Genomic DNA, 23,671 nt, shown 5'->3' with positions numbered 1-23,671 from the left:
CCTTCAAGGGACGTTACTGATCGGTAAGGGGAATCGGCCATGCAGCTCGGGATCAACCTCGGCTACTGGGGCGCCGGAATGGACGCGGACAATCTGGCCGTCGCGCAGGAGGCCGACCGCCTCGGCTACGCCGTCTGCTGGGCCGCCGAGGCCTACGGGTCGGACGCGGCCACCGTGCTCACCTGGGTCGCCGCCCAGACCGAGCGCATCGACGTCGGCTCGGCCATCTTCCAGATTCCGGCCCGGCAGCCCGCGATGACCGCGATGACCGCCGCCACCCTCGACTCGCTCTCCGGCGGCCGCTTCCGGCTCGGCCTCGGTGTCTCCGGGCCGCAGGTCTCCGAGGGCTGGTACGGCGTCAAGTTCGACAAGCCGCTCTCCCGGACCCGTGAGTACGTGGAGATCGTACGCAAGGCGATGAGCCGTGAGCGGCTCTCCCACGAGGGTGAGCACTGGACGCTGCCGCTGCCCGGCGGCCCGGGCAAGCCCCTCAAGCTGACCGTGCACCCCGAGCGCGAGCACATCCCGCTCTACATCGCCGCGATCGGCCCCAAGAACCTCGAACAGACCGGCGAGATCGCCGACGGGGCACTGCTGATCTTCCCGTCCGCCGCGCACATCGAGGACACCGCCATCCAGTACCTGCGCGCGGGTCGCGAGAAGGCCGGCAAGACCCTCGAAGGGTTCGACGTCTGCCCGACGCTGCCGCTCGCCGTCGGTGACGACAAGGATGTGGCGTCGCTCGCCGACACCTTCCGGCCGTACACGGCCCTGTACGTGGGCGGCATGGGCAGCCGTAAGCAGAACTTCTACAATCAGCTCGCCCAGCGCATGGGATACGAGAAGGAAGCGGCCGAGATCCAGGACAAGTACCTGTCCGGCGACAAGAACGGCGCCGCCGCCGCCATTCCGCACGACCTGATCGACCAGACGACGCTGCTCGGCTCGGTGGACCGGATCGCCGACCGGATGCAGGCCTACGCGGCGGCCGGTGTGACCACGCTCACCCTTGCCCCGGCCGGCTTCACGCTCGACGAGCGGATCGCCTCGCTCCGCGCGGGCACCGACGCCCTGGAGCGCGCCGGACTCGCGTAGGGGCGGCACCGCAGGGGCGGGAAAAATTCCGCGGCCGTGGTGGGGGCTCGGGGGTCTTCCCCGCCACGGCCGTCACGGAGCACAACGCGCCGCGGACCGGGCGGTTACGGCCCCCGCACCTCTCCGCGCACTCGTACTCACGTCCCGGCGCGCCCCGGCCGGTCATCCGTTCGGCGGAGTTGTCCCGGGCAGCTGTTGCGGCGTCCCCGGCACCGCATTTGACTCGTTGACTGACACGTTCCTTGCGGAACCGCGCAGATCTGCGAGAGGTGCCTCTGATGCTTTCGGCCAGGAGCCTGTTCCAGGAGATCCTCGACAACGACGACTCCTTCCGCCTCTTCTGCTCCATCGCGGCCGGCGGGGAGTCCCAGGGCGGCTGGGAGAACGCCCGTATCGCCGCGCTCGTCCCGGCGAGCGAGCGCGCGCTCGCCCCCAGGATCACCCGCCACGGCGCGGACGAGGACAAGCACGGGCGGATCTTCAACGCCCTCATGAAGAAGCGCGGCCTCAAGCCCGTCGATGTCCCGGCCGACACCGACTACACGATGCTGCTCGAACGGCAGGGCATCGGACTCGCGCACGAGAGGCTCAGGAGCGACGAACCGCTGACCGTGCCGGACATCGTCACCTACCTCGCGCACAGCCGCGTCACCGAGCAGCGCGCCTCCGAGGAGATGGAGCTGCTGCGCAGGCACTTCGGCGACCACCCGGACCTCGGCCGCGCGGTGCGCATGATCTCCGACGACGAGGACAACCACCTCGCCTACTGCCACGAGGAACTCCTGCGCTTCGCCGCCGCCGGGCACGGCCGTGTCATCCAGCGGACGCTGCGTGCGTGCGCGCTCGCCGAGATCCGGGTCTACCGGGACGTCAGCCTCGCGGTCATGTCCCACATGGGGCGCGTCCTGGGCTGGTCCAGGCCCAAGGCGGTACTCCTCGCGACGGCCATCCGCGCGGTGTACGTCTACGAACGCGCCGTCGGCTGGCGCCGCATGGTCTCCCTTCGGATGCCCGAGCGACGCGACGCCCTGGGCGGCCGGGCGACCAAGGCGCCCGAGTTCGCCTGAGGACATACCGCGACAGCGCTACAGCCAGCCCCGGCGCTTGAACATCCGGTAGAGCAGAACCTCCACCACGGCCATGGCCGCGATCAGCGCCGGGTACGACCACAGCCAGCGCAGTTCCGGCATGTGGTCGAAGTTCATTCCGTAGATCCCCGCGACCATCGTGGGGAACGCGGCCATGGCGGCGAACGCGGAGATCTTCCGCATGTCGTCGTTCTGCCGGACGCTCATCTGTGCGAGGTGGGCCGACAGGACGTCGGAGACCAGGCGGTCCAGGCCCTCCACGGACTCGTTCACGCGCGTGAGGTGGTCGCTGACGTCCCGGAAGAAGGGCTCGGCCTCCTTGTGGACGAAGGGCACGCGCGAGCCGAAGAGGCCCGTGCCCGAGAGCCGGCCGAGCGGTGCGGCGAGCGGGCCTGTGGCGCGGCGGAACTCCAGGATCTGCCGTTTGAAGGTGTAGATCCGGGACGCCGTGTGCCGGGAGCCCCCGCCGGACGGCGAGAACACCTCCGCCTCCAGCTCCTCCAGGTCGGTGCCCAGTTCGTCCGCCACTTCCACGTAGTGGTCGACGACGGCGTCGGCGATCGTGTAGAGCACCGCCGTGGGGCCGTGCCGCAGCATCTCGGGCTCCGCCTCCAGCCGGTGCCGTACGGCTGCGAGAGGCGCCTCCTCGCCGTGCCGCACGGTCACCACGAAGGAGTCGCCGATGAAGACCATGATCTCGCCGGAGGAGACGATGTCGGCCTTCGGCTCGTACCCGACCGGTTTGAGGACCACGAAGAGCGAGTCGTCGTACACCTCCAGTTTCGGCCGCTGATGCGCATTGAGGGCGTCCTCCACGGCCAGCGGGTGGAGTCCGAACTCCTGCGTGACCTTCTCGAACTCCTTCTCCGTGGGTTCGTGCAGCCCGACCCAGACGAACGCGTCCCCGACGGCGTGCGCACGGCACTCGTCGAGGGCGTCGGAGAATTCCTCGGGCCCGTCCGTCCGGCGTCCGTCACGGTAGATGGCGCAGTCGACGATCACGATCGGCATTCTCCCGCCGCTGGGCCGGAAAAGCACCCCGGCCTCCCGCTGTGTGCCGTACGCCTACCCTGGGCCGCATGCCCACGTTGATCCTTGTCCGGCACGGACGTTCCACCGCCAACACCTCGGGAGTGCTCGCCGGCCGCACGCCCGGCGTCGCCCTCGACGACCGGGGCGCCGCGCAGGCCGCCGCGCTGCCCGGGCGACTCGCCGAGCTGCCGATCTCCGAGGTCGTCACCAGCCCGCTCCAGCGCTGCCAGGAGACGATCCAGCCCCTTCTCGACGCCAGGCCGCACCTGCGTCCGCACACCGAGGAGCGGATCTCGGAGTGCGACTACGGGGACTGGTCCGGGCGCAAGCTCGCCGAGTTGATGGACGAGCCCCTGATGCAGGTCGTCCAGGCACATCCGTCCGCCGCCGCCTTCCCCGGGGGCGAGTCCATGCGGGCCATGCAGACGCGCGCGGCCGAGGCCGTACGCGAGTGGAACGCGCGCGTGGAGGCCGATCACGGCGCCGACGCCGTCTACCTCATGTGCTCGCACGGCGACATCATCAAGTCCCTTGTCGCGGACGCGCTCGGGCTTCATCTCGACCTCTTTCAACGGGTGTCCGTCGATCCGTGTTCCATCACCGCGATCCGTTACACCCGTCTCAGGCCGTTTCTCGTGCGCCTCGGGGACACCGGAGACTTCGCCTCCCTGGCGCCGCGCGAGGAAGCCACGGGCGACGAGGCCGCGGTCGGGGGCGGTGCGGGCGCACCGTGATCGTCGGCCGCAGTAGGGTGAAGCGTTCGCGGTAGCGCCGCGCGCGATGTTTCAGCGGACGACTCAGCACAGCCGACAGACGACGACATTCGATTCAATGGAGACAGGACGTGTCCCGTCAGGTGTTCCTCTACGACCCCCCGGACCGCTTCGTGGCCGGTACGGTCGGACTGCCCGGGCGCCGTACGTTCTTCCTCCAGGCCACCGCCGGCCCCCGGGTGACCAGCGTGGCCCTGGAGAAGACCCAGGTCGCGGCGCTCGCCGAACGCATGGACGAGCTGCTCGACGAGGTCGTACGCCGTAGCGGGGGCAATGCCGCCGTCCCGGCCGTGGCCCCCACCGAGGTGTCCGACACCCGCCCCCTCGACACACCCGTCGAGGAGGAGTTCCGGGTCGGCACCATGGCGCTCGCCTGGGACGGCGACGAGCAGCGCATGATCGTCGAGGCGCAGGCCCTGGTGGAACTGGACGCCGAGTCCGACGAGGACCTCGCCGAGGCCGAGGAGCGGCTCCTCCAGGACGAGGAGAACGGCCCCCCGATGCTGCGTGTCAGGCTCAGCGGCGCGCAGGCCCGTGCCTTCGCCAAGCGGGCCCTCGACGTCGTCAACGCCGGCCGGCCGCCGTGCCCTCTGTGCAGCCTCCCGCTCGACCCGGAAGGACACGTATGTCCGCGCCAGAACGGATACCGCCGCGGAGCGTGACGGCCACCCGTACGCCCGCCGAACTGCTCGCCGAGGGCGAGCTGACCGTACGCGGGCGCATCCGCGAGGCGTCGAACGCGGCGCTGTACTGCACGGTCTCCTACGAGGGGCAGGAAGCCGCCTGCATCTACAAACCCGTGGCCGGGGAGCGGCCCCTGTGGGACTTCCCCGACGGGACCCTGGCCGAGCGCGAGATGGCCGCGTACGAGGTCTCCGAGGTGACCGGCTGGGGGCTCGTACCGCCGACCGTGCTGCGCGAGGGGCCGTACGGCGAGGGGATGTGCCAGCTGTGGATCGACGTGGCGGCGGAGGACGGCGACGGGCTGCTCGCCCTGGTCGACGGTGAGGAGGCCGGCCCCGGGTGGAAGGCGATCACCCTTGCCGAGGTGGGCGAGGGCAGGACGGCACTGCTCGTGCACGCCGACGACGAGCGGCTGCGGCGGCTCGCCGTGCTCGACGCGGTGATCAACAACGCCGACCGCAAGGGCGGCCATCTGCTGCCCGGCGACGAGGGGCGGCTGTACGGGATCGACCACGGGGTCACCTTCAACGCCGAGAACAAGTTGCGGACCCTGTTGTGGGGGTGGGCGGGGGAACCGCTCACACCGGAGGCGGTCGAGGTCCTGACGGGGCTGAAGGACGCGCTGGCGGAGGGCGGCACGCTGGCCGTACGGCTGGCGGAGCTGGTCACCGGTGACGAGATCGAGGCCACCCGGGTCCGCGTGGACGCGCTGCTGGCGTCCGGGAAGCATCCGGAGCCGAGCGGGGAGTGGCCGGCGATCCCCTGGCCGCCCGTGTGAGGGTGCGCGGCGCCGACGGCCGCTCGGGGCGACACGTTTAGCCGTGGCTACAGCATGGAGATATCCGTGGCTACGCCACTGAGACGAATCTCGCAAGACCCCCTTCCAGGCCATCTGGACCCGGTCCGGCTCGTATACGGAACATCCGTCCGGTTACGCTCATGTCATGCATGCCTGGCCCGCTTCCGAGGTCCCCGCCCTGACTGGTCAGGGCCGCGACCTGAGGATCCACGACACCGCGTCCGGTGCTCTGGTCACCCTCGACCCCGGTCCCGTCGCCCGTATCTACGTCTGCGGCATCACGCCGTACGACGCGACCCACATGGGTCACGCGGCGACCTACAACGCGTTCGACCTCGTACAACGTGTGTGGCTCGACACCAAGCGGCAGGTTCACTACGTCCAGAACGTCACCGACGTCGACGACCCGCTCCTCGAGCGGGCGCAGCGCGACGGAATCGACTGGGTGGGACTCGCCGAGAAGGAGACCGCTCTCTTCCGGGAGGACATGACCGCCCTGCGGATGCTTCCCCCGAAGGCCTATGTCGGCGCCGTCGAGGCGATACCCGGCATCGTCCCGCTCGTCGAGCGGCTGCGGGACGCGGGCGCCGCCTACGAGCTCGAAGGGGACGTCTACTTCTCCGTCGAGGCCGATCCCGACTTCGGCAAGGTGTCCAACCTGGACGCCGCCACGATGCGGCTGCTGTCCGCCGAGCGCGGGGGCGACCCCGACCGGCCGGGCAAGAAGAACCCGCTCGACCCGATGCTGTGGATGGCCGCCCGGGAGGGTGAGCCGAGCTGGGACGGCGGTTCGCTGGGCCGTGGCCGCCCCGGCTGGCACATCGAGTGTGTCGCCATCGCCCTCGACCATCTCGGTATGGGCTTCGACGTGCAGGGCGGCGGCTCCGACCTCGTCTTCCCGCACCACGAGATGGGCGCCTCGCACGCGCAGGCGCTGACCGGCGAGTTCCCGATGGCCAAGGCGTACGTCCACGCCGGCATGGTCGCGCTCGACGGCGAGAAGATGTCGAAGTCCAAGGGCAACCTCGTCTTCGTGTCCGCGCTGCGCCGCGACGGCGTCGACCCGGCCGCGATACGGCTCGCGCTGCTCGCCCACCACTACCGGGCCGACTGGGAGTGGACCGACCAGGTGCTGGCGGACGCCGTAGCCCGGCTCGGGCGCTGGCGGGCCGCCGTGTCCCGGCCGGACGGGCCGTCCGCCGACGCGCTCGTCGAGGAGCTGCGCGAGGCTCTCTCGAACGACCTGGACGCCCCGGCGGCACTGGCCGCCGTGGACCGCTGGGCGGCCCTCCAGACGGAGCAGGGCGGTACGGACGAGGGCGCCCCCGGCGTCGTCTCCCGAGCCGTGGACGCCCTGCTGGGCGTGGCGCTGTAACGGAGTCCCCGGAAGGGGTGGGGCGCCGGGCGGGTTCAGCCGCCCGGCGCCCCACCCGTGCGTGGACCTCCGGAGCGCAGGAGCCTGTTCGCCCGTTCCTGTCGAGGTGCTGTCGAGTCTCCCGGGCAGGCTGTGGCGGGAGTCGGCATGTGATGTGGTGTCAGGGCCAGTTGACCCGCAGGACCGGCCAACTGCCGGTCCCTTCCTGGAGGGAAACCCCGTGGCACCCACGCACGGTTCCTTCGCACGCCACGTCAGCCGCCGCGGACTGCTCCTCGCGGGAGCCGCCACCGCTACCGCCGCCCTGGTCGCCTCACCGGCCGCGGCCTCCCCGAACACCCTGCCGACCCTGATACCGCTGCCGGACGGCTTCCGTCCCGAAGGCATAGCCACCGGCTCCGGCCCCTACGCCTACCTGGGCTCCCTCGGTGACGGCTCGATCTACCGCGCCGACCTGCGCACCGGCGCCGGCGAGATCATCTCGACCGGGCCCGGCACCCCGTCCGTAGGGCTCAAACTCGACGGTCAGGGACGCCTGTTCATCGCCGCCCAATCCGCGGGCGCCCGGGTCGTGGACACCCGTACCGGGGCGATCCTCGCTTCGTACGCCCTCACCACCGCCACCCCCACCTTCGCCAACGACGTGGTTCTCACGCCGCGCGCGGCGATCTTCACCGACTCCTTCCAGCCGGTTCTGTACGTCCTCCCCCTCGGTCGGGGCGGCGCCCTGCCGGACGCGGACGGCGTCGTACGGATCCCCCTGAGCGGCGACTGGAGCCAGGTGCCCGGCGAGGTCTTCAACGCCAACGGCATCAGCACCACGCCCGACGGGAAGGCGCTGCTCGTCGTCCAGTCCGGGGTCGGCGCACTGCACCGGGTGGACCCGCGCACCGGGGTCACAAGGCTCGTCGACCTCGGGGACGCGGCGCCGCTCACCAACGGCGACGGACTGCTGCTCGTCGGGCGCACGCTGTACGTCGTACAGAACCAGCAGAACGCGATCGACGTGTTCACGCTGGCCGCGGACGGGCGCAGCGGGGTCTTCCAACGGCGCATCACCGACCCGGACTTCGATGTGCCGACCACGGTGGCCGCGTACCGGAACCGGCTGTATCTGCCCAACGCGCGCTTCTCGACGACGCCGACGCCCGAGACGACGTACGCCGTGGTCGCCGTGGACCGCTGACGGACGCCGGGACGTCACGGACGCGGAAGGGCCGGTGCGCGTGGTGCGCACCGGCCCGTTCCCCTGCGTGACCGGGTCAGTCCTCCGGGGTGTCCTCGTCGTCCGTGCTGGGCAGCTGGGGCGGCTTCGGCGGCTGCGGTTTGGGGCGGCCCGCCGGGTTGTCCCGGAGGTACGACCCGCTGTCGGTGCCGTCGGCGGTGGCGTGGCCGCCCGGGGTCGGGCCGGGGCCCGCCGGGCCGGTGCCGTCGCGGCGACGCAGATAGCGTTCGAACTCGCGGGCGATGGCCTCGCCCGTCGCCTCGGGCAGCTCGGCGGTGTCCCGGGCCTCCTCCAGCGTCTGCACGTACTCCGCGACCTCGCTGTCCTCGGCGGCCAGCTGATCCACGCCGACCTGCCAGGCACGCGCGTCCTCGGGCAGCTCGCCCAGCGGGATACGGATGTCGATCAGGTCCTCCAGACGGTTCAGGAGGGCCAGCGTCGCCTTCGGGTTGGGCGGCTGCGACACATAGTGCGGGACCGCCGCCCACAGCGACACCGCCGGTACGCCCGCGTGCGTGCACGCCTCCTGGAGGATGCCGACGATGCCGGTGGGGCCCTCGTACTTCGTCTCCTCCAGATCCATCCGCTGGGCCAGATCCGCGTCGGACGTGACCCCGCTGACCGGAACCGGACGGGTGTGCGGGGTGTCGCCGAGCAGGGCGCCCAGGACCACCACCAGCTCCACGCCCAGTTCGTGCGCGAAGCCCAGCAGCTCGTTGCAGAACGAGCGCCAGCGCATCGACGGCTCGATGCCCCGGACCAGCACCAGGTCACGGGGCTTGTCGCCGCCGACCCTCACCACGGACAGCCTGGTCGTCGGCCAGGTGATCTTGCGCACACCGCCGTCCAGCCACACGGTGGGGCGGTTGACCTGGAAGTCGTAGTAGTCCTCGGCGTCGAGCGCCGCGAACACCTCGCCCTTCCACTCCCGGTCCAGATGCGCGACCGCGCTGGAAGCTGCGTCGCCGGCGTCGTTCCACCCCTCGAACGCGGCCACCATGACTGGGTCGATCAGCTCGGGAACCCCCTCCAGCTCGATCACCCAGCGCCTCCTTCCGATGTGCCCTCGCTTGACCACCCAACCTTACGGCGTGCGGCGGGGGCGCCCGCAGCCCCCTTGCACGGGGGAGTGAACGGATCACTGCCCCGATAGACCCCCCGGAACACCACCCGTGAGCCACCCGCACCACGCCCGCCCATCCCTCCTCATTCATCCGAGCGCTCGGGAGGCGGGCTGCGCGGCCTTCGCCAGGGGCCCGGAGGGGGCTCGGAGAGGGCCTAGAGGGTCGACCTCAGCCACTGCTCCACGCTGGCGATGTGCACCGTCGCCCACGACCGTGCCGCCTCCGCGTCCCGGTCGCGCAGGGCGCCCAGGATCGCCCGGTGCTCGTGCAGGGTGCGGCTGACCGCGTCCTCCTGGGTCAGCCCGCGCCAGATCCGGGCCCGGGTGGTGGGCCCGGACAAGCCGTCGAGGAGGGAACAGAGCACCGAGTTGCCGGAGCTCTGCACGATCCCCCGGTGGAACTCCAGGTCCGCGGCGACCAGTTCCTCCACCGACGGTTCACCGCCCAGCCGCTCCAGCTGGGCGGCCAGCGCGTCCAGCTGCTGTTCGCTGACACGCGCCGCCGCCATCGCGGTGGCGGCCGGCTCCAGGATGCGGCGGACGGCCAGGAACTCCAGGACGGTGTCGTCGCGGTGGAAGTCGACGACGAAACTCATCGCTTCCAGGAGGAGTTGGGGATCGAGGCTGGTGACGTAGGTGCCGTCGCCCTGTCGGACGTCGAGGATCCGGATGAGCGACAGGGCGCGCACCGCCTCCCGCAGGGAGTTGCGGGACAGCCCCAGCTCGGCGGCCAGCTCGCTCTCTTTGGGCAGCCTGTCGCCGGGGCGCAGCGATCCGGAGACGATCATTCCCTTGATCTTCTCGATCGCCTCGTCGGTGACTGCCATGGCGGGCCTCCCAGTCGTTCAGACATCCGATGTCTCAGGCCATTATGGGGGTTCAGTGGGCTGAACGGAGCACAAAATGCGATGTCAGCCCGTACGAGGGTGCCCCAAGGGCGGCCGGAACGGTACCTGCGGGTTGTCGGTTCGGCGTGGTGTCGGACGTCGTGTCGGACGTGGAGTCAGAGGAGTGCTTCCAGCTCCGCGAGCGCGGTGGCCTCGTCGATGGTGGTCAGGGTCCGGTTCCGCATCAGCACCTGGCCGTCCACGACGGTGTCCCGGACGTCCGCCGAGTGCGCCGCGTACGCGAGCGTCGACCAGGGATCGTGCCGGGGCCGCAGATGGGGGGCGCCGAGGTCGACCACGATCAGGTCGGCCCGCTTGCCCGGCTCCAGGGAGCCCAGCCGGTCGCCCAGGCCCAGCGCCTTGGCGCCCTCGACGGTCGCCATGCGTACGGCCTGCTCCGCGCCGACCGCCGTGGGGTCGCCGCCCGCCTTGTGGACGAGGGCCGCCTGCCGCACCGCCCCCAGCACGTCCAGCGTGTTGGAGCTGACGGCCCCGTCCGTGCCGAGCCCGACGGTCACACCGGCGCTGAGCAGCCGGGGTACGGGCGCGACACCGCAGCCGAGCTTCAGGTTCGAGACGGGACAGTGGGCGACGGACGTGCCGGTGCGGGCCAGCGCCGCGATCTCCGGGCCGGTGAGGTCCACGGCATGGGCCAGTAGCAGGTCGGGGCCGAGGAGGCCGAGCGAGTCGAGCAGTTCGACCGGGCGCTTGCCGTACCGCACCTCGACGGTGGCGACCTCGGTCGCGTTCTCGGCGGCGTGGATGTGCAGCAGTGCGCCGAACTCCCGTGCCAGGGCGGCGATCTCGACGAGCTGGTCGGGGGAGAGGGTGTAGGTGGAGTGGGCGAAGAGGATCGGGCGGTGGCCGGGGCGCGGGGTGCCACGGGCTGCCAGGTCCTGGCGGGCCCACGTCAGCCGGTCCTCGTAGGCGATGCCGTCGGGCGGTTCCGGTACGTCCATGAAGGTGGGGCCGCTGTGCAGCCGCCAGCCCGCCTCGCGCGCCACCTGCTCGGCCGCCTCGTGGAACCAGTACATGTCGAGGGCGGAGGTCACTCCGGCCCGTATGCTCTCGGCGAGCGCGACCCGGACCGCCGCCGCCACGTTCCGCGGCGACAGCAACTGGGCCTCCCACTTCAGCACGCGCTCCAGGAAGCCCTGAAGAGTGACGTCGTCGGCCCGGCCGCGCAGAAACGTCATCGCGAGATGGGTGTGCGTGTTGACCAGGCCGGGAAGGACGAGGCAGTTCGCGGCGTCAAGGGACTCGTCGGCTGTGAACCGGGTTGTCAGCTCCCCGGTCGGGCCCACGGCGACGATCTCGCCGTCCCGGACGGCAACCGCCCCGTCCTGTACGACGGTGCCGGCCTCGTCCATGGTGAGCACGTCACCGCCTTGCACCAGCAGGTCGATGCGCTCGCTCATACGAGGGGCTCCTCGTCCTTGGCCTCGGTCTCGTCCTCGTTCTCGGCCAGCAGGCGCAGCGCCTCCAGCGACACGACCGCGCCGCGTTCGACGCCCTCCGCCACGACTTCCCGGTGGGGGTCGTATCCACCGGTAGCCGTCTCGTCGACGAGTTCGTCGGCGTTCGCCCCGTCGACGACGACCACTCCGCCCGCGACCAGTCCGCGCAGTGAGGCGGTCACCAGCAGCGCGCTCAACTCCATCTCGATGGCGGCGAGTCCGGCACCCTCGTAGGAGAAGAGGGGGAGCAGCCCGGGCTGAAAGGCGGCCCGTGTCCACACGATGCCCCGGTGGTGCGAGGCGCCCGCCTCACGTGCCGCCCGCTGGAGCGCGAGCACGGCCTCGGGGGAGGACACCGCCGGGTACTCCGGGGGCAGCAACTGCTGGGTGACACCGTCGTCCCGGACGGCCGCCTCGGCGATGACCAGGTCGCCGTCGCCGATCCCCGGCTTCATCGCACCCGCCGTACCGAACCGCAGGAAGGTCCGCACACCGGCGTCCGCCAGTTCCTGGAACAGCAGGATCGCCCCCGGAGCGCCCACCCCGTGCGAGGCGACCAGCACCGGCACGCCCTTCCAACTGCCCGTGAACACACGGTATTCGCGGTGGTACGACACCTCCCGCGCGCCCTCCAGCCGGGCGCCGACGAGAGCGGCCCGCTGCGGGTCGCCGACGACCAGCGCGCGCGGCGGCAGCCCCGTGCGGGGTATTCGGGTGACGGGCGACAGGTCCTGCGTCATGAAACGGCTCCAGCGGAAGACGACGTGGAAGGGGAAGAAGAAGGGGAAGAAGAAGGAGTGGACGGAGAGGACGGAGGCGAAGACGCGGGGGCGCGGCGACGGCGGCCGGTCGTCAGGAAGAGGGCGCCGAGTGTGACGACGTACGGCGCGGCATCGGTCGCCTGCTGGGGCAGACCGAGGCCCTGCAGACGGAAGCCGGCCGCCTCCGCGAGCCCGAACAGCAGCGCCGCCAGCAGTACACCGAGAGGCAGTGCCCGGCCCAGCATCACCGCGACCACGGCGATCCAGCCCCGCCCCGCCGTCATGTTCTCGGAGAACAACGTGACGTTGCCGAGAGCGAGTTGAGCCCCCGCGAGCCCGCACAGCACCCCGGACACGAGCACGGCACCGTACTGGTACCTGGACGGACTCACGCCGAGCGTGGCCGCCGCGTCCGGCGCCTCGCCGACCCCGCGCAGCCTGAGGCCCCACACATGCCGGGACAGCATCAACGCGGTCACGCCGACCGCCGCCCACGCCAGATAGGCGAGCGGTGAGAAGCCACCGGCCAACGGGAGCCCCGCCAGTGACGGATTGTCAAAAGTCCCCTGCACCCCGAAGACGGTACGGAGGAGAAAGCTGGTCAGGCCAACTGCCAGGAGATTCAGGGCGATTCCGAGCACCACCGCGTCTCCGCGCAGAGTCACCGCGCCCACGGCCAGGATCAGCGAGTACGCGGCGGAGGCGAGCGCCGCCGCCAGCACGCCCAACCAGGGGCTGCCGGTGAACCAGCTCGTGGCCACGGCGGTGAAGCAGCCCATCAGCATCATGCCTTCGAGGCCGATGTTGAAGACGCCCGCCCGTTCACAGATAGCCCCGCCGAGCGCCGCCAGCAGGATGGGCGTCAGCGCGCGCAGCGCCGACATGAGGAGATCGGAGTCGAAGAACATCAGACCAGCTCTCCTTGCGGGCTCTGTGCGGCTTGCCCGGTGTCGGTGTTGCGGTCGGGGTCGCGGTCGCGGGAGAAACGTGGGAAGCGCAGTCGGGCGGCCAGGAACACGATCACGATCGCCTGGAGTATCTGGGTCAGCTCGCGCGGTACCTCCGTCGTCCGTTCCATCGACAGGCCGCCCACCTGCAGCACGGCGAAGAAGAAGGACGCGAGGACCGTGCCGACGGGTGCGGCGCCGGCCAGCAGGGCCGCCGTCAGGCCTGTCCAGGTGTAGCCGGACGCGGTGAGCGAGCCGTCGAGGAAGCGGTACGGGAAGCTCAACACGCCTATGGCGCCCACGAGTCCGGCCAGCGCGCCCGACACCGCCATCAGCCGGAGCGTCAGGCCTCCGCGCTCGACGCCCGCGTAGGCGGCGAACCGGGAGTTGAGGCCGGTCATCCGCATCTCGTAGCCGAACGCGGTGCGCCGGTCGGTGAACCAGTACGCGGCGGCCGCCACGACGACCAGCAGCAGCCCGACCGTCACGGTCGACGAACCGAACGTGGCCAGCGCGACCCCGTCCGGCAGCTGCCGGGTCTGGGGGAGGCTGGAGCCCGGTTCCTTGAGCGGGTAGCGGGCCAGGTAGGAGGCGAAGGACGCCGCCGGATAGCTGAGCAGCAGGCTGCTCACCAGCAGTGGCACGCCGAACCGGTTCTCGCACAGGGCGGCCAGGGCCGCGTACCCGGCGCCCGCCGCCATGCCCGCGAGCAGCGCGAGGACGACGGTGAGTGGCGCGGGCAGCGGCGAGTACAGCCCGGTCACGGCCGCCGCCATCCCGCCGAGCACCAACTGCCCGTCCCCGCCCAGGTTGATGAGCCCGGCGCGCAGCGGCACGGCCAGCGCGAGGGCCAGGCCCAGCACGCTCGTCAGGGTGGTCAGCGTCGACCCGATGCCGTCGGCGCCGAGCGAACCGCTGAGCACCGCGCCGTACGCGGCGAGGGGATCGGCGCCGGTCCCGACGAGGAACAGGGCGCCGACGACGACTCCGGCGAGCACCGAGAAGGCGACGGGGGAACGGAGGACTTTCGTGAGTTTTCCGAGTCCCGTGAGTTTCGTGACGTGATCCATGTCAGTCCCCGACCTCCACCGGGGCCGGCGGAGCCGAGCTGTCGGCGCTGCCGCCCGCCATCGCGAGCCCCAGCGTCCGTTCGTCCGCCTCGGCCTTCTCGTACGACGCCGTCACCCGGCCCTCGTACATCACCAGGACCCGGTCGGCGAGCCCCCGGATCTCGCTGAGCTCGGCCGAGACGAGCAGGACGGCGTGGCCGGCGTCGCGGTAGGCGATCAGCTGGTCGTGGATGTTCTGGACGGCTCCGATGTCGACCCCGCGCGTGGGCTGCTCGACGAGCAACAGCGGTGCGTCGTGGGCGAGTTCACGTCCGATGAGCAGCTTCTGCAGGTTGCCGCCGGACAGCGAGGACGCGGGCACCTCCGGGGAGGCCGCCTTGATGCCGAAGCGCTCGATGAGGCGCCGTGCGTGACCTCGTACGGCGGCCGGCGGCAGCAGTCCGCGTGCGGACAGCGACGTACGGTGGTGGCCCATCGCCAGGTTGTCCGCGACAGACGCGGCTGGCGCCGTACCCACGGCGTGGCGGTCCTCCGGGACGTACGCGAGCCCCTTGGCGCGGCGCTCGGTCGCCGTGGCGTGCGTGATGTCGTCGCCGAGCAGCGCGACCCGGCCCGAGACCACCGGCCGCAGTCCGGCCAGCGCCTCCACCAGTTCGCTCTGGCCGTTGCCGGCGACGCCCGCGATGCCGACGATTTCCCCGGCGCGGACGGTGAGTTGGACATCCCGCACACCGGCCGTGGCGAGGCCGGTGACGTCCAGGATCACCTCACCCGGAGTGCCCGGGGCGTGGACGCGGTCGAGTTCCACGGCGCGGCCGGTCATCGCGGCGGCGATCTCGGCGGCGGACGTCTCGGCGGTCACCAGCCCGGCGACGACCCGGCCGTCCCGCAACACCGTGACACGGTCGCTGCCTTCGAGTACCTCACGCAGTTTGTGGGTGACCAGGATGACCGAACGGCCCTGTGCGGCAAGGGACTTGAGAACCGCGAAGAGGGCGTCCGCCTCGGCGGGAGTCAGGACCGCGGTCGGCTCGTCGAGGATGAGCGTCCGGGCGCCGCGGTGCAACAGCTTGAGGATCTCGACGCGCTGGCGCAGCCCCACCGGCAGGTCGCCGACCCGGGCGTCCGGATCGACCGCGAGGCCGTGCTCCTCGGCCAGCTCACGCACCCGGCGGCGGGCCGCGCCCCGGTCCACCAGGCCGAAACGGCGCGGCTCGGCGGCGTACACCACGTTCTCGGCGACCGTGAGCGAGTCGAACAGCTTGAAGCTCTGGTGGACCATGCCGAGCCCGGCGGCCATCGCGGCACCGGGATCGGCGAAGACGACCTCGCGCCCGTCCACCCGGACCGAACCGGCGTCCGGGCGCTCCATCCCGTAGAGGACCGACATCAGTGTCGACTTGCCGGCGCCGTTCTCGCCCATCAGGGCGTGGATCTCGCCGTGCCGGACGGTCAGGTCGACGGAGTCGTTGGCGAGCGTGCCGGGGAACCGCTTCGTGATTCCCCGGAGCTCGACGGCCGCCGCCTCCGGGTCAGCCGACGGCGGCGGGGTCATCGACCGTCAGCTCTCCGGACACGATCTGGTCGCGCAGCGCCTCGATTTTCTTCAGGACGTCGGGGTGCTCGGCGATCACGCACTTGGACGAGCCGACGCCCTTCTCCAGGCCCGTGAGGCTGATGCCGCCCTCCTTCAGGCCGTACGAGGTGGTCGTCCCCGTCTGACCGGCGAGGACCTGCTCGACGCCCTTCTCCACGGCGATGTCCGTGCGCTTGATCACATTGTCGACGACCGTGCCGGGCGCCGAGGGGCACTGGTTGACGTCGACGCCGTACGCGAACGCGCCCTTCGCCTTGGCGGCCTCGAACACGCCGTAGTTGCCCGCGGCGGCAGCCGCCATCAGCTGGTCGTAGCCCTTGGACAGCAGGTCGTTCGCCTGCTCCTTGGCGCGCGCCGAGTCGTCGAACGGGGACTGGCCGCCGACGAAACGGGTGCTGGTCTGCGTCTTCGCCGCGACCTGCTGGGCGCCGGCCGCGAACGGGTCGCTGAAGCGCCGGAACACGGGCGTGTCCAGCACGTCCACCGCGCCGACCTTGCCGCTCTTGCTCAGCAGCCCCGCCTCGGCGCCCGCGAGGAAGACGCCCTCGTGCTCGCGGAAGACCTCGCAGCTGACGTTGTCGAGCGCCCTGGTCGTGCACGCGTCGATCATCAGGAACTGCTGCTTCGGGTGCGCCGCCGCCTGCTGCGCGACCAGGTCCGCGAACTCGAAGCCGACCAGCACGACGACATCGGGCTTCGCGTCGACGGCGGCCTGCACGTTCTGCTGCTGGGAGGCGGTGTCGGTGGACTCGAACACCTTCTCGGTCCCGTTGTGCGCCTTCGCGGCTGCCTTGACACCGGTCACGGCCAGCTTCAGGAACTCGTTCTGTCCGACGGCGTCCGGTGTGACGAGCGTGAACGACGTACTGCCCGCACTGCTGTCCGAGGACGCGTCGTCCTTCGCGGCGGCGTTGCAGGCGGTGGCACCGGCGACGAGCAGGACGGTCATGGCGGCGAGCGGGAGCGTACGACGGGATCTGCGAGGCATCGGGGACCTTCCGGAGGCACGTACGGCACAGCCCGCGCTCTGCGCTGAGCTGAGCACGGGAGTGGGGAGAGGAAAGAGGCAGCGGGACGGGGGACGCCGAGGGGGACGGGTCAGCGTCGACAGCCGTCGCTCGCACAGTGGCCGTGGTCGAGGAAACGGCGCATGGTGAGCGGCACGCGTCCTCCTTCACATGGGCCCTACTGGTCCGAGTGCTGGACTGTAACACCGGAATTCGGCCACCGGCCCAGCTGTCTCGAACTGTGGTTCTTCGAGGTCATGTACGGTATCGCGCACCGCCGGAACTTCAGGAGCGTCCCGTTATGCCCCAGGAACTGCGCGCCGTCGGCTGGACCGGAAACAGCCTCGCGCTCATCGACCAGACCCTGCTGCCGCACCGCCATGAGACCAGGGATGTCCGCGATGTGGACGCGTTGGTCGACGCGATCCAGCGCCTCGTCGTGCGCGGCGCGCCCGCGATCGGCGCGGCCGGCGCGTACGGGGTCGCCCTGGCGCTGCTCCAGGGCGAGCGCGAGGGCTGGACGGAGGCGCGGGTGCGCGAGGCCGTGGCCCGGATCCGCGAGGCCCGGCCGACCGCGGTCAACCTCATGGTGTGCGTGGACCGGGTCATGACCCGCTTCGAGGAGGGCCTTGAAGCGGTCCTCGAAGAGGCCGCCGCCGTGCAGCGCGAGGACGTCGAGGGCAACCGGGCGATGGGCGCGCACGGCGCCGACTGGCTCCTCAAGCGCGTCACCGACACCGGCGGGGACCGCCCGCTGCGCATCCTGACCCACTGCAACACCGGCGCACTCGCAACAGCCGGATGGGGTACGGCACTTGGCGTCATCCGGGAACTGCACGCGCGAGGCCGGCTGGAGCTCGTGTACGCCGACGAGACGCGCCCGCTGCTCCAGGGCTCGCGCCTGACCGCCTGGGAGCTGGTCCAGGAGGGCATCCCGCACTACGTCCAGGCCGACGGGGCCGCGGCGGGCACGATCCTGCGCGGCGAGGTGGACGCGGCGATCGTCGGCGCGGACCGGATCGCCGCGAACGGGGACACCGCCAACAAGGTCGGCACGGTCGGGGTCGCGCTGGCCTGCGCGGACGCCGGAATCCCGTTCCTGGTGGCGGCGCCCACGACCACGGTGGACCTGGCGACGGCCACCGGCGACGACATCCACATCGAACTCCGGGGCGAGAACGAGGTGTTGGAGTGGGCGGGCGTCCACACGGCACCCGCCGAGTCGCGCGGCCACAACCCGGCGTTCGACGTGACGCCGGGGCGGCTGGTGACCGGACTGGTCACGGAGCGGGGCGTGTTGGAGGTCTCGGCCGGTGAACTCCCGGGCGACCGCTTGAAGTAGCGAGTTCCCCGCGCTCCCCGACAGGGGCGCGGGGAACTGCGCGACCAGCCCCCACCGGCCCGCGGTGTGACTACCGTCCGTCCCGCGGAGCGCTGAGCTCCAACTCCAGCAGCCACTCCACGACTTCGGTGTGGTGCCGGGCCTGACGGGGATCGTCCCCCCACACGTAAAGCCCGTGCCCCGCGACCACCACGGCCGGCATCCGGGGGTCGCGCGCCGCCTCCAGGCGGTCGCCGAGCACCTTCATGTCCTGGCTGTTGGTGATGACCGGGAGGGTCACCTCGACGTCGTGGGCGGGCTGGCCGACACCCTTGAGCATCTCGATGTCCTTGAACACGATCCCGCCCGGCTCACGCCGGCCCATCGCCACCGACGCCACGGTGTGCACGTGCACCACCGCACCGGCCCCGGTCAGGGCGGCCACCCGGGCGTGCAGCTCGGCCTCGGCGGACGGCTTGCCGCCGTTGACCGCCGCACCCAGCGCGTCGACCAACACCACGTCGGCGGGCGTCAGTTCACCCTTGTCGTGGCCGCTCGCGGTGACCGCCAGAAGCAGCGGATCCCGGGACAGCACCACGGACAGGTTCCCGGAGGTGCCCCGCATCCAGCCGAAGGAGGCGAAACGGGCGGACTCGGCGGCGAGCACCGCCCCCGCCTCCTCCAGGTCGAGCGTGCTGATGTCGGCGGTCACGTGGTGCTCCTCGAACTGGTGCTGCTGGCATTGCTGGTGATGCTGATCCTGTCGAACGTCCCCGCCTGCGCGTGGTCCCCGACGCCCTGCTCGTAGTACGGCTCCCCGGGCCGCCGGATCCCGACGGCCCGCCAGCCGGCGGCGCGTGCCGCGTCCAGCTCGCCCGGCCGGTCGGAGAGGAAGAGGAGACGGCTCGGGTCGGCGGTGCCGATGGCCCCCGCGATACGGCGGTACGACTCCGGCTCCTGCTTGGGCCCCGCGTTCTCGGTGTCGTACAGGCCCGAGACGAGTGGCAGCAGGTCGCCCTCCGGGGTGGACGCGAACCACGCGCGCTGCGCGGCGACCGACCCGGAGGAGTAGACGTAGAGCCGAAGCCCCGCGGCGTGCCAGGTGCGCAGCGCCGGCAGGACGTCGTCGTAGAAGTGCGAGACGAGGTCGCCGCGCGCGAAGCCCTCGGACCAGATGATGCCCTGGAGCGTCTTGAGGGGCGTCGCCTTGCGGTCCTCGTCCAGCCAGGCGTTGAGGGTCTTCTCGACGAGTACGGCATCCGCGTCGGGCTCGCCGATCAGCTCGCGCACCTGCGCGACCGCCCGCGCCACCTCCGGATCACCGCACCGCTCCGAGAGCAGCGCTCCGAAACGAGAGCGGGAGTACGGATACAGCACGTCGACGACGAACCCCGTGGCACTCGTGGTGCCCTCGATGTCGAGCACCACGGCGTCCACACCGTCCACGGCGTACGTGTCGGTCGCCGTATCCTCCGTGCCCCCCGCGTCCCGCAGGGTCACGCGGCGGCCCTGTCCTGCTGGAACCCGGCGTCGATCGTGTCGTAGTCCGGGAAGCGGGAGGCGATGGTCGAGCCGGTGAAGCTGCCGATCCAGCCGTCCTCCTCGTGGAAGAAGCGGATCGCGGTGAAGGCCGGGCTGGTGCCCATGTCGAACCAGTGGGTGGTGCCGCGAGGCACGCCCAGCAGGTCGCCCTTCTCGCAGTACACGGCGTGCACCTCGCCGCCCACGTGCAGGTAGAAGATGCCGGAGCCGGAGACGAAGAAGCGGACCTCGTCATCGTCGTCGTGCGTGTGCTCCTGCAGGAACTTCGCGCGGGCCGCCTTCGCCTTCGCCGGGTACTCCGGGTCGTCGCTCGGGTGCAGACCGAGGACGTCGACCGTGGTGAAGCCCTCCTCGGCGTTCAGCTTGTCGATCTCCGGGCCGTACGCGGCGAACACGGTGTCGCTGTCGGCGTCGGCGGGCACGTCCTCGCGGATCGGCCACTGCTCGTAGCGGACCCCGATCGGGGCCAGCGCGGCGGCGATCTCGGCCGGGTCGGAGGTACGGCGCACGACGGTCTCCGGGCCGGACTCGGGCCAGGTCGTCAGCAGGGTCATGGGAGCAACTCCAGTGGCTGGAAGGGGGAATGCCGGCGAAAGCGAAGGCCAGGGGGCAGGGACAGGAGGAGGGTGGCGGGCCGGTCGTCAGCCGCGACACGGCGCGTCGGTACAGCGTCGTACCGCTGTCGCGCAGGGTGTCGTCATCATCGAAAAGCCTCACTGTCCCGGGTCGGATGCCGGTTCCGTGATGGTAACTCCCCTCCGCGGGTCGTCAGAGTGTGACGAATCCGGCGTTCCATATGCTGAGATCCGGTGTCCAAGGCTTTGACGAATGGCTGGAAACGTTCTCATGATCTCCCTATGAAGACGCTGCTGCTCGTGCGGCGGCTGTACGTGGACTTGCTCCGGTCGACCACAGCCCGCTGTCGCTGACCTGACCCGGAGTACCCGAGGACGCCCTCGGCCGTGGAGTGGATCCCGCCCCACACGGCCATCTCGCGCTCGGGGCCGGACACTCCCGCGCCTACGCCTTCAGGCCATCGCGCCCCTTCATCCCGCTCTCTCCCTCCCGTACCACCCCGCACCTGGAGTCCCGCCATGTCCCGTACCCGTCTCCCGCTCGCCGCGCTCTCGCTGGCCTCCGTCTCGGCGCTCTTCCTCGCGGGCTGCTCGCAGTCGACGAACGCCTCCGAGAACACCGGCGACACGGGCGCCTCGGCTTCCGCCGCCACCGGCACAAAGCCCGCTCCCTTTGACAAGGGCACGGTCAAGGTGGCGCTGGTCCGCCAGAGCGGCGCCGGCGACTACTTCGAGCAGTGGGGCAACGGCGCCAAGGCGCAGGCCAAGGCCCTCGGCATCGACCTGACCGTGTACGACGCCCAGGCCGACAACGCCAAGCAGGCCACCGACCTCTCCTCGGCGATCAACTCCGGCGCGCAGGCGATCATCGTGGACCACGGCTTCCCGTCGACGATCCAGCCCGAGATCGACAAGGCCGTGAAGAAGGGCGTCAAGGTCGTCGTCTACGACGTCGAGACCGCGACGAAGGGCGTCGTCAGCACCAAGCAGGACGACGCGAGCATGGCCCAGGCCGTCCTCGACGTGATGGCGAAGGAACTCGGCAAGAACGCGAAGGTCGGCTATGTCAACGTCGCCGGCTACGCGGCCCTCGACAAGCGCGACAGCGTCTGGAAGACGGCGGTCGACGCCAACGCCTGGAAGCAGGCCTTCAAGGTCGGCAAGGTCACCGACTCCACCGCCACGGACAACGTGCCGCTGGTCTCCGCCGCGCTCACCCAGCACTCGGACGTGACGGGCATCTTCGCCCCCTACGACGAGCTGGCCAAGGGCACCGTCCTCGCCGTGCAGAACAAGAAGCTCCAGGACAAGGTGAAGGTGTTCGGCGCGGACGTCTCCAACGCCGACATCCAGAACATGACCGCCGCCGACAGCCCCTGGGTCGCCACGGCGGGCACGGACCCGTCCGCGGTCGGCGCCGCGGTCGTCCGTACGGCCGCCCTGGAGCTGGCCGGACAGCTGAACAAGACCTCGGTCGAGTTCCCGGCCGTCGCCATCACCCAGGACTTCCTGAAGAGCAAGAAGATCCAGAACATGGACCAGCTGCGCGCCGCGCTGCCCGCGCTGAACCTCTCCCAGGTCAGCACGGCCGACTGGATCGCCAATGTCGCCCACTGAGGCGTCCCCGGCGGCTCAGGCTCCTTCGGTTCCGCCCGCGGTCGGTCTGCGGGACGTCAGCATGGCCTTCGGCGGCAAGACGGTCCTGGAGTCCGTCTCGATGGACATCGCACCGGGCAGCGTCGTCGCGCTGCTCGGTGCGAACGGGGCCGGCAAGTCCACGCTCATCAAGATCCTGTCCGGCGTCCACACGGACCACGGCGGCGAAGTGACGGTGAACGGGGTGCGAGCCGCCCTCCAATCACCGCTCGCCGCCCGCCAGTTGGGCATCCAGACGGTGCACCAGCGGATCGGTGAGGGCATCGTGCCCGGGCTCACCGTCGCCGAGAACCTGGTCTTCGAGGAACTGGCCCAGGCCCGCGGCAACCCCTTCCTGAACGGGCGCCGCGTGCTGGCCCGCGCCCGCGAGATCCAGTCGGCCCTCGATCTCGGCTGGAGCGACGCCCTCCTCAAGCGGGACGTCACCGAACTCGGCATCTCCGACCGCCAGTTGCTGATCCTGGCCCGAGCCCTGGCCACCCGCCCCGGGCTCCTGATCCTCGACGAACCGACCTCGGCGCTCTCTGCGGCGGAGGCGGAGCGCCTGTTCGCGCTGGTCGAGAGAATGCGCGACGACGGCATCGCGGTCCTCTACGTCTCCCACCGCCTCGGCGAGATCGACGCACTGGCGGACCGCCTGGTCGTCCTTCGAGACGGCCGTCTCACCGAGGACCAGGTCAAGCCCTTCGACTGGGACAGCGCCCTGCGCGCCATGCTCGCCCAGGCCCAGGAAGCGACAACCGCCCGCCCCCGCGCCGAGTCCGCGCCCGGCGAGACAGTGCTCTCCCTGCGCGGCGTACGGCTCCTGGACGGCCGTACGCCCCAGGACCTGGACCTGCGCGCCGGTGAAGTCACCGGCATCGTGGGCCTGTTGGGCGCCGGCAAGACGGAACTGGCCCGCGGCCTCTTCGGCGCGGAACCCTTCGCCGACGGTGCCGTGGAGCTGGACGGCAAGGCGTACGCGCCGCGCCGCCCCGCCGACGCGATCCGGGCCAGCATTCACCTGGTTCCCGAGGACCGGCACGCGGACGCTCTGGTCCCCGGCTGGTCGCTCGCCCAGAACATCTCGCTGCCGTTCCTCAAGTCCCTCTCGACGGCCGGGCTGGTGAACCGCTCCAAGGAGGACGCCCTCGGCCGCGACACCATCGAGGCCCTCGGTGTCGTCGCCCGCGACGAGCACAGCACCGTCGAGGAACTGTCCGGCGGCAACCAGCAGAAGGTCGTCGTCGGCCGCTGGCTCGCCGAACGCCCCCGCGTCCTCATCCTGGACGAGCCGTTCCGAGGCGTGGACATCGGTGCCCGGCGCGACATCGGCCGCCGCGCCCGCGCCCTCGCGGCGGAGGGCTCCGCCGTTCTCGTCCTGTCCGCCGACGTCGACGAGATCCTGGAGGTCGCGGACCGGGTCGTTGTCCTCGCGGCCGGCGAGGTTCATCTCGACGCTTATGGCGAGGACGCGGAACGTGACCGGGTCATCCGGACGATCTCGGCGTCGGTCTGATGGGCGCTCCGCGGGTTGGGCGGTTCTTCGGCTGCGGGCCGGTGGGGGCTGGTCGCGCAGTTCCCCGCGCCCCTGGAAGGGCCTCCGGCCCCTTCCAGCGGCGTATCCCGCCGACCGCCCTCCGTCTCACGTCCGCCCCACCGCACGTCATCCCAGGAA

At 71.1% G+C, this 23,671-nt stretch carries 22 protein-coding genes; 10 read left to right on the top strand and 12 right to left on the bottom strand.

Going from position 1 to position 23,671, the window contains the following annotated elements; genetic code table 11:
• Nucleotides 1–39: 39 nt before the first annotated feature.
• Nucleotides 40–1,095: an LLM class F420-dependent oxidoreductase gene (locus tag OG241_RS11760; protein ID WP_405815181.1), complete on the top strand. Its 1,056-nt coding sequence runs from the start codon at nucleotides 40–42 to the stop codon at nucleotides 1,093–1,095.
• Between the two features lie 278 nt (nucleotides 1,096–1,373).
• On the top strand, nucleotides 1,374–2,162 hold the full coding sequence (locus OG241_RS11755) for a ferritin-like domain-containing protein (protein ID WP_405815180.1): 789 nt from the start codon (nucleotides 1,374–1,376) through the stop codon (nucleotides 2,160–2,162).
• An 18-nt stretch (nucleotides 2,163–2,180) separates the two neighbouring features.
• Here the strand turns inward: OG241_RS11755 and corA are convergent, their stop codons facing one another.
• Nucleotides 2,181–3,185 carry a magnesium/cobalt transporter CorA gene (gene corA, locus OG241_RS11750; protein WP_405815179.1) on the bottom strand — a complete coding sequence of 335 codons (1,005 nt, stop codon included), beginning with the start codon at nucleotides 3,183–3,185 and terminating at the stop codon, nucleotides 2,181–2,183.
• A 77-nt stretch (nucleotides 3,186–3,262) separates the two neighbouring features.
• Between corA and OG241_RS11745 the strand changes: the two genes are divergently transcribed.
• The 5 genes from OG241_RS11745 (at nucleotide 3,263) to OG241_RS11725 (ending at nucleotide 8,032) form a co-directional block, all read left to right on the top strand.
• A complete protein-coding gene (locus OG241_RS11745; RefSeq protein ID WP_405815178.1) occupies nucleotides 3,263–3,949 on the top strand; it encodes a histidine phosphatase family protein in 687 nt (228 codons plus the stop codon).
• Between the two features lie 110 nt (nucleotides 3,950–4,059).
• Nucleotides 4,060–4,650, top strand: coding sequence for a DUF3090 domain-containing protein (locus OG241_RS11740; protein ID WP_405815177.1), 591 nt, complete (start codon nucleotides 4,060–4,062; stop codon nucleotides 4,648–4,650).
• Nucleotides 4,614–5,450 (top strand): SCO1664 family protein, encoded by an 837-nt coding sequence (locus OG241_RS11735; RefSeq protein WP_405815176.1) that lies wholly within the window; start codon nucleotides 4,614–4,616, stop codon nucleotides 5,448–5,450. Before OG241_RS11740 ends, OG241_RS11735 begins: the two co-directional genes overlap by 37 nt.
• A gap of 166 nt (nucleotides 5,451–5,616) precedes the next feature.
• Nucleotides 5,617–6,846 carry a cysteine--1-D-myo-inosityl 2-amino-2-deoxy-alpha-D-glucopyranoside ligase gene (mshC, locus tag OG241_RS11730; RefSeq protein WP_405815175.1) on the top strand — a complete coding sequence of 410 codons (1,230 nt, stop codon included), beginning with the start codon at nucleotides 5,617–5,619 and terminating at the stop codon, nucleotides 6,844–6,846.
• A 220-nt stretch (nucleotides 6,847–7,066) separates the two neighbouring features.
• The gene (locus OG241_RS11725; RefSeq protein ID WP_405815173.1) at nucleotides 7,067–8,032 is read left to right on the top strand and encodes an SMP-30/gluconolactonase/LRE family protein; all 966 of its coding nucleotides are present in this window, start codon (nucleotides 7,067–7,069) and stop codon (nucleotides 8,030–8,032) included.
• Nucleotides 8,033–8,108: 76 nt separating this feature from the next.
• Here the strand turns inward: OG241_RS11725 and OG241_RS11720 are convergent, their stop codons facing one another.
• The 8 genes from OG241_RS11720 to OG241_RS11685 all read right to left on the bottom strand — a co-directional run bounded on the left by OG241_RS11720 (nucleotide 8,109) and on the right by OG241_RS11685 (nucleotide 16,901).
• Nucleotides 8,109–9,113, bottom strand: a complete 1,005-nt coding sequence (locus tag OG241_RS11720) for a PAC2 family protein (protein ID WP_006381166.1) — start codon at nucleotides 9,111–9,113, stop codon at nucleotides 8,109–8,111.
• Nucleotides 9,114–9,349: 236 nt separating this feature from the next.
• Nucleotides 9,350–10,021 (bottom strand): FadR/GntR family transcriptional regulator, encoded by a 672-nt coding sequence (locus OG241_RS11715; RefSeq protein ID WP_334592220.1) that lies wholly within the window; start codon nucleotides 10,019–10,021, stop codon nucleotides 9,350–9,352.
• A gap of 176 nt (nucleotides 10,022–10,197) precedes the next feature.
• Nucleotides 10,198–11,499 carry an amidohydrolase gene (locus OG241_RS11710; protein WP_405815172.1) on the bottom strand — a complete coding sequence of 434 codons (1,302 nt, stop codon included), beginning with the start codon at nucleotides 11,497–11,499 and terminating at the stop codon, nucleotides 10,198–10,200.
• The gene (locus OG241_RS11705) at nucleotides 11,496–12,278 is read right to left on the bottom strand and encodes a nucleoside phosphorylase (RefSeq protein ID WP_405815171.1); all 783 of its coding nucleotides are present in this window, start codon (nucleotides 12,276–12,278) and stop codon (nucleotides 11,496–11,498) included. The genes OG241_RS11710 and OG241_RS11705 overlap by 4 nt, the downstream gene beginning before the upstream one ends.
• A complete protein-coding gene (locus tag OG241_RS11700; protein WP_405815170.1) occupies nucleotides 12,275–13,207 on the bottom strand; it encodes an ABC transporter permease in 933 nt (310 codons plus the stop codon). The genes OG241_RS11705 and OG241_RS11700 overlap by 4 nt, the downstream gene beginning before the upstream one ends.
• Nucleotides 13,207–14,316 carry an ABC transporter permease gene (locus tag OG241_RS11695; protein WP_405815168.1) on the bottom strand — a complete coding sequence of 370 codons (1,110 nt, stop codon included), beginning with the start codon at nucleotides 14,314–14,316 and terminating at the stop codon, nucleotides 13,207–13,209. Before OG241_RS11695 ends, OG241_RS11700 begins: the two co-directional genes overlap by 1 nt.
• 1 nt (nucleotide 14,317) lies before the next feature.
• Nucleotides 14,318–15,871 (bottom strand): ABC transporter ATP-binding protein, encoded by a 1,554-nt coding sequence (locus OG241_RS11690; RefSeq protein WP_405815167.1) that lies wholly within the window; start codon nucleotides 15,869–15,871, stop codon nucleotides 14,318–14,320.
• Nucleotides 15,849–16,901, bottom strand: coding sequence for a BMP family ABC transporter substrate-binding protein (locus OG241_RS11685; protein WP_405815166.1), 1,053 nt, complete (start codon nucleotides 16,899–16,901; stop codon nucleotides 15,849–15,851). The genes OG241_RS11690 and OG241_RS11685 overlap by 23 nt, the downstream gene beginning before the upstream one ends.
• Nucleotides 16,902–17,221: 320 nt before the next feature.
• Between OG241_RS11685 and mtnA the strand changes: the two genes are divergently transcribed.
• On the top strand, nucleotides 17,222–18,262 hold the full coding sequence (gene mtnA / locus OG241_RS11680) for an S-methyl-5-thioribose-1-phosphate isomerase (RefSeq protein ID WP_405815165.1): 1,041 nt from the start codon (nucleotides 17,222–17,224) through the stop codon (nucleotides 18,260–18,262).
• Between the two features lie 70 nt (nucleotides 18,263–18,332).
• On the opposite strand, the gene mtnB is transcribed toward mtnA, so the two are convergent.
• The 3 genes from mtnB to OG241_RS11665 are packed head-to-tail and all read right to left on the bottom strand — an operon-like array spanning nucleotide 18,333 to nucleotide 20,337.
• On the bottom strand, nucleotides 18,333–18,953 hold the full coding sequence (gene mtnB, locus OG241_RS11675) for a methylthioribulose 1-phosphate dehydratase (RefSeq protein WP_405815164.1): 621 nt from the start codon (nucleotides 18,951–18,953) through the stop codon (nucleotides 18,333–18,335).
• Entirely contained in the window at nucleotides 18,950–19,735 is a 786-nt protein-coding gene (gene mtnC / locus OG241_RS11670; protein WP_405826155.1) for an acireductone synthase, read from the bottom strand. The genes mtnB and mtnC overlap by 4 nt, the downstream gene beginning before the upstream one ends.
• Before the next feature lie 2 nt (nucleotides 19,736–19,737).
• The gene (locus OG241_RS11665) at nucleotides 19,738–20,337 is read right to left on the bottom strand and encodes a 1,2-dihydroxy-3-keto-5-methylthiopentene dioxygenase (RefSeq protein ID WP_405815162.1); all 600 of its coding nucleotides are present in this window, start codon (nucleotides 20,335–20,337) and stop codon (nucleotides 19,738–19,740) included.
• 540 nt (nucleotides 20,338–20,877) lie between these two features.
• Between OG241_RS11665 and OG241_RS11660 the strand changes: the two genes are divergently transcribed.
• Nucleotides 20,878–21,975, top strand: a complete 1,098-nt coding sequence (locus OG241_RS11660) for a substrate-binding domain-containing protein (RefSeq protein WP_405815161.1) — start codon at nucleotides 20,878–20,880, stop codon at nucleotides 21,973–21,975.
• Nucleotides 21,962–23,512 carry a sugar ABC transporter ATP-binding protein gene (locus tag OG241_RS11655; RefSeq protein WP_405815160.1) on the top strand — a complete coding sequence of 517 codons (1,551 nt, stop codon included), beginning with the start codon at nucleotides 21,962–21,964 and terminating at the stop codon, nucleotides 23,510–23,512. The genes OG241_RS11660 and OG241_RS11655 overlap by 14 nt, the downstream gene beginning before the upstream one ends.
• Nucleotides 23,513–23,671 lie beyond the last annotated feature (159 nt).

Source organism: Streptomyces sp. NBC_01390 (assembly GCF_045040105.1).
Taxonomy (GTDB): Bacteria; Actinomycetota; Actinomycetes; order Streptomycetales; family Streptomycetaceae; genus Streptomyces.
This window is presented reverse-complemented; position numbering and strand designations above follow the sequence as displayed.

Coding starts and splice junctions, on each gene's coding strand:
- OG241_RS11760 (WP_405815181.1), top strand. CDS start 40: ATGCAGCTCGGGATCAACCTCGGCTACTGGGGCGCCGGAATGGACGCG.
- OG241_RS11755 (WP_405815180.1), top strand. CDS start 1,374: ATGCTTTCGGCCAGGAGCCTGTTCCAGGAGATCCTCGACAACGACGAC.
- OG241_RS11745 (WP_405815178.1), top strand. CDS start 3,263: ATGCCCACGTTGATCCTTGTCCGGCACGGACGTTCCACCGCCAACACC.
- OG241_RS11735 (WP_405815176.1), top strand. CDS start 4,614: ATGTCCGCGCCAGAACGGATACCGCCGCGGAGCGTGACGGCCACCCGT.
- mshC (WP_405815175.1), top strand. CDS start 5,617: ATGCATGCCTGGCCCGCTTCCGAGGTCCCCGCCCTGACTGGTCAGGGC.
- OG241_RS11715 (WP_334592220.1), bottom strand. CDS start 10,021: ATGGCAGTCACCGACGAGGCGATCGAGAAGATCAAGGGAATGATCGTC.
- OG241_RS11710 (WP_405815172.1), bottom strand. CDS start 11,499: ATGAGCGAGCGCATCGACCTGCTGGTGCAAGGCGGTGACGTGCTCACC.
- OG241_RS11705 (WP_405815171.1), bottom strand. CDS start 12,278: ATGACGCAGGACCTGTCGCCCGTCACCCGAATACCCCGCACGGGGCTG.
- OG241_RS11700 (WP_405815170.1), bottom strand. CDS start 13,207: ATGTTCTTCGACTCCGATCTCCTCATGTCGGCGCTGCGCGCGCTGACG.
- OG241_RS11695 (WP_405815168.1), bottom strand. CDS start 14,316: ATGGATCACGTCACGAAACTCACGGGACTCGGAAAACTCACGAAAGTC.
- OG241_RS11690 (WP_405815167.1), bottom strand. CDS start 15,871: ATGACCCCGCCGCCGTCGGCTGACCCGGAGGCGGCGGCCGTCGAGCTC.
- OG241_RS11685 (WP_405815166.1), bottom strand. CDS start 16,901: ATGCCTCGCAGATCCCGTCGTACGCTCCCGCTCGCCGCCATGACCGTC.
- mtnA (WP_405815165.1), top strand. CDS start 17,222: ATGCCCCAGGAACTGCGCGCCGTCGGCTGGACCGGAAACAGCCTCGCG.
- OG241_RS11665 (WP_405815162.1), bottom strand. CDS start 20,337: ATGACCCTGCTGACGACCTGGCCCGAGTCCGGCCCGGAGACCGTCGTG.
- OG241_RS11660 (WP_405815161.1), top strand. CDS start 20,878: ATGTCCCGTACCCGTCTCCCGCTCGCCGCGCTCTCGCTGGCCTCCGTC.
- OG241_RS11655 (WP_405815160.1), top strand. CDS start 21,962: ATGTCGCCCACTGAGGCGTCCCCGGCGGCTCAGGCTCCTTCGGTTCCG.